The sequence below is a fragment of the Phocaeicola paurosaccharolyticus JCM 15092 genome (genome assembly GCF_000613805.1).
Taxonomy (GTDB): Bacteria; Bacteroidota; Bacteroidia; order Bacteroidales; family Bacteroidaceae; genus Phocaeicola; species Phocaeicola paurosaccharolyticus.
This window is the reverse complement of record NZ_BAJR01000055.1, coordinates 1-5,245: the sequence shown is the minus strand read 5'-3', so window position 1 is coordinate 5,245 and position 5,245 is coordinate 1. Positions and strand designations below refer to the sequence as shown.

Below are 5,245 nucleotides of genomic sequence, written 5' to 3'. Positions count from 1 at the left end.
CAGTCTTTAATCGGTTGGGCAAAAATTTCTGGTTCGTTTAAGAAAAGTCTTTGATTCGTCGGGTAACCGATCATGATTCGTCGGGTAACCGATCGTGATTCGTTGGCAGACCGATCATGATCCGCTAGGGAAGAGTCTTTGATCGGTAAGAATAGTCTTCGATCAATTAAGGAAGAGCATTCAAACTTTTTAGAACAACAATAATGTATAGAAAATATATTTATAGAATGAAATATTCCAATAATTGAAAATATTCTGAATCATATAGTTAAACATTATTATAATGCATAAAAAGTAAAAAGGGGCAGACAATAAAGTGAAATCTACCTCATCCTATAAAAATAGACAGCACATATATTCATCTACCCCATTAAGGATTCATGTATTATATGTAAATATATAATAATGGTTATCAAAGTAATTTGTATTTTTTTTTAAAAGATATACTTTCAATTTCATTCTAACATACATGATTTATTGAGAAAAACTAGCCTGCAACAAGCATTTTAACAGTATTCTTACTGTTGGAAAAGATAAATCCTGAAAAATAAAATTGACAATGATTATAAAAGAAACGCCATATTGTTAGCTTTAACAATATGGCGTATATAAAGTCGTGATGATATTTTTAAGCATTAAAAGCCTCTACATAAGTAAAATACTTAAAATGAGATATCAATTACTATGACCTAATCATGAATCTTACTATAATAATCCAACAACATCTTTGGGGTACAATTAAAGTTTCTCCTACAGAACCTGTTAAACTGAGAAGCATCAGTAATCTGAGCTACCTCCATTAAATCTTTTGTAGTAGTTCCTGGGAATATAGCCTTTTGAGTTATCTTATCGCATATAAGCCTCTGATACCATGTATAAGGTGTCATCTTAAAGAATTGGTCGAATGTTCGGATAAAAGTAGACTTACTCATAGGCATTTTGGCTATAATATCATCTACGCTCATTCCAATCTTCCAGTTATTCAATATAAACTGCTTAAAGTCCAGCTTTACTCCAACGATTGGATACAAAAAATTGGTTATCTCCTCTTTCGTATAAAAGTATCTCAAATACATGAAAAACTCTTTATGCTTAAGCTCATGAAAATGTCGGCAGTTCACCTTCTGTTCAAGGCTATATTTTATTGTATGACAATACTGCTGCATCGGTTCGCGCATTTTTACCGGAGCAAACTTATAAGTTATGCGGTCAATATACTTACTGCAAGATTGCAATAGATTCTGATCACATCCACTCAAGAGCGTCTCGAACGTGAAGAAGATAGCAACAGTATCCTGTTCAACATGATAAGATAAGTTGGCCCCTTTTGGCAGAAAGATAAAACTATTTTTCTTTAAAGGTACATCCTTGAATTTTTTATAGCTTATATAACTCTTACCTTCCAAAACAAAGATAACAATGTTCTTAACCAGATCTGTTACTTCTTCATGAAAACCGGCTTCAATATTTCTAAGTGAGAAACCATAAGTAATATCTTGCATATATTGGCTACACGATAGGTGTTCGCCAACATATAATAATTGGTCATTAAAAACCTCATTCATAGGTAAATAGTATATAAATTATAGAATATTGAGAAGACTAAATAGTCTTCTCAATATTCCATACAAAGGCACGCAACCCTAATTGTTCCGTCTCTTTATCCATTTTATGTAGCATATCAAGTAATGGGTCAACTTTTGACTCATCTACAATAGTTATTATAGCAGAGCACATTGAAGGCCATGCATGACTTCCATAATGAGGATCTCCAGTCTTACTTCCTCGTCCTTGAACATCCTGCAAATAGCTAAAGCCTCTGCAGTTTAAACGGTCCAATATACTGATCACTCTCTCAAAGAATGCTTGATCGAATGTTATTAATACTGATTTCATCTTTATGATTTTAGTTATTAATCTTTAGCCGGTCTTGTCATCTCAGCTTTATGAGCCTGATAATAATCATTCAGGTCCCTATTATTCTTAATTATTCTTCTCTTACGTTTCACTCCTTGTCCGGCAAACACACAATAGAGTACAGGAACCAATATCAGAGTCAATATTGTAGAGACTGTAAGACCTCCAATTACTGATACGCCCAAAGGTCGCCACATCTCTGAACCTTCACCTCCACCTATCGCCATTGGCACCATACCAAGAATTGTTGTCATGGTAGTCATTAAAACCGGACGAAGACGACTTCGACCTGCAGTAACCACTGAATGGATTACACCCATACCTCTTTCACGACATAGTGATATATAGTCAATAAGCACAATACCATTCTTAACAACAATACCGATAAGCATAATAGCACCAAGCATACTCATGACATTCAGTGTCGTTCCCGTAAAGAATAGCGCCATAAGGACACCACTTATTGCAAATGGTATAGAGAACATAATTATAAACGGATACGTTAGTGATTCGAACTGAGCAGCCATCACAATAAAGACAAGAAGAACAATCAATACAGCAAGAATGGAAAGGTCTGTAAATGAATCCTGCTGATCCTCGTATGAACCTGACACCTGAATTGTTACTCCAGAAGGAAGATCCATCTTATCAATAATGGCATTACCAGCCTTAACTACATCGCCCAAAGGTTCACCAGATATAACAGCTGATACAGTAACTAAGCGTTCACGGTCTTTACGCTCAATAGTAGGAGGAGCAGAACGCTCTACAACCTGACCTACATCTCTGACTCTAACCGGTTTCCCTGCATTATTATAAATCAAAATATTCTCAATATCATCAATGCTTGTTCTGTACTCAGGAGCATACCTTACCTTTATATCATATTCATCGCCATCTTCACGATAAAATGATGCTGTGCTACCATTAATTCTATTTCTAAGATACTGCGCAGCGGTAGAGAGATTTAATCCATGAAGAGCTAGCTTCTCACGATCAAAATCAACCTGATATTCCGGCTGATAGTCTTGACGGCTTATATTGACTTCGGAAACACCTTTAACTTTATTAAGTTTTTCTTTCAACTCAGCAGAAGCTTTATCTGTCTCATTGAAATCGTATCCATAAACCTCAAATTCGGCTGTTGACTGTCCACCCATACCCTGATTGTTACCACCAAGAATAACCTGTGATTTATCAAGTTCAGGATAGCCTTTCAGATCTTCACGAATCTCATCACAGACCTCTGCCAATGTCTTTTCTCGTTCTGACGGACTATAAAGATTTATATTGAAAGAGATGATATGACTACCATTATCTTGCATAGAAGCCCACGTATTATCTGTATCAGCCTGACCTACAGTATAACTACATGCCCTCATAACACCATCATAGCGCTTCATCCATTTAGTAGTAAGTTCCTGAGCTAAAGCCTCAGCTCTCTCAGCTCTTGAGCCTATAGGTAACTGCAATTTTATAGAGATACGGCTATTATCCTGAGAAGGGAAAAATTCTGTACCAATATTAATTGCACAAGCAAGACTGACTAGGAAGAATGTTGCACAAGCAAAAACGACCTTTTTGCGGTTACGAACGGCCCAGTTAAGTCTCTTCTGATACCAAGAATCAAGTCCATTCAAGGCTTTAAGCACTGGTGTATACAGAGTTAAAAATGTCTTAGTCTGTTTCTTCTGAAGACGTAGCATCTTTGCACACAACATAGGTGTAAGAGACAACGCACATATTGTAGAAATAGTCATGATTACGCACATCATCCATCCTAACTGACGGAACAAAACTCCGGTCATACCTGTGACCATTGTCAATGGGAAGAATACCGCAATCATAGTAAGCGTTGATGCAATAACAGAGATAGCCACCTCATTAGTTCCATGAATAGCAGCCTGTTTCGGCTCAGCCCCTCGTTCAATATGCGTGGTAACATTCTCAAGTACCACTATGGCATCATCCACAACACTACCAATCGATATAGAGAGACAGGAGAGAGAGATAATATTCAGCGAACCGCCATCAATTATACCAAGATAGATAAATGATGCCACCAGAGAAAGTGGAATGGTGATACATATAATTACAGTAGCCCTCCATCGTCCTAGAAATGCAAATACTACAAATACAACGAACAAGATAGCATACATTATTGTCTCAGAAAGAGCATCTATAGTATTCAAGATATTATCAGATGTATTAATGATAACACCAAGTTTAACGTCAGAAGGTAACTTCTTTTGAAGTTTTGGCAACTCTTCCATAACTCTCTTAGAGATGTTTACAGAGTTAGCACCTGACTGCTTCTGAATAATAATCATTGCTCCCTGAGTTCCATTGTTGAATGTCTTCTGGGCTCTTTCCTGAACTGTATCTTTTACAACAGCGACATCTCTGAGGTAAACATTAGCACCATTATGAGTGCCAACAACTATATTGGACATCTCTTTAGGGTCCTTAAACTCTCCCTCAACGCGTAAAGAGTAGGTATTACTGCCCACGTCGAAATTACCGCCCGGAGTATTTCTATTTTCAGCACCGATTAAAGCACTGATATTTTCAACGGTCATATTGTATGCCTCCAGCTTACCTGGGTCACAATAAACATATACCTCTCTTTTTGGAGCACCACTAATAGAAACAGTACCTACTCCAGGGATTCTGGCAAGAGGGTTTACAACACCATCGTCGAGAATCTTATATAACGCCGGTTGGCTCTCATCTGCCTGAACTGAAAGAAGAAGTATTGGAATCATATCTGTACTAAACTTGAATATGACAGGTGTAGTCACACCATCAGGTAACTGTGAACTTACCATATCAAGTTTATCTCGCACATCATTCGTCAACACATCAATGTTATGTCCGTACTCAAACTCAAGAGTAATTACAGAAATATTCTCTGAAGATCTTGATGTAATATGTTTTAGATTACTTACTGAATTCAGTGTATTCTCAAGTGGACGAGTTACGTTGTTCTCAATATCCGAAGCACTGGCACCATTATACGATGTCATAACCATGATGGTATTTGTATCGATATCCGGATACAAATCCACAGGTAATTTAGATAGGGAGAATAAGCCAAATATCGCTACTGCCAAGAAGCAGAGCGAGGTCATAATCGGTTTTTTTACCGCTCCTTCATATAAACTCATAAATCCTTATATTATTTTTCAACTTTAACTTCTACACCGTCTGCAAGTTTTGTCTGTCCTGCGACAACTACTTGTGAGTTATTATCTACCCCTGATATAAGTTCATACTCATTTCCAAGACGGCGTCCTAGTTCTACCTTATTATAAGATACTTTTCCTTT

At 36.9% G+C, this 5,245-nt stretch carries 3 protein-coding genes and 1 pseudogene; all 4 read right to left on the bottom strand.

Going from position 1 to position 5,245, the window contains the following annotated elements; genetic code table 11:
• Window positions 1-689 precede the first annotated feature (689 nt).
• Entirely contained in the window at window positions 690-1,565 is an 876-nt protein-coding gene (locus tag JCM15092_RS13895) for a helix-turn-helix domain-containing protein (protein ID WP_084488562.1), read from the bottom strand.
• Between the two features lie 37 nt (window positions 1,566-1,602).
• On the bottom strand, window positions 1,603-1,896 hold the full coding sequence (locus tag JCM15092_RS13890) for a PG0541 family transporter-associated protein (RefSeq protein WP_024995167.1): 294 nt from the start codon (window positions 1,894-1,896) through the stop codon (window positions 1,603-1,605).
• Between the two features lie 17 nt (window positions 1,897-1,913).
• On the bottom strand, window positions 1,914-5,084 hold the full coding sequence (locus JCM15092_RS13885; RefSeq protein ID WP_024995166.1) for an efflux RND transporter permease subunit: 3,171 nt from the start codon (window positions 5,082-5,084) through the stop codon (window positions 1,914-1,916).
• Between the two features lie 11 nt (window positions 5,085-5,095).
• Window positions 5,096-5,245 (bottom strand): annotated as a pseudogene (locus JCM15092_RS17150) (efflux RND transporter periplasmic adaptor subunit); the annotation flags it as partial.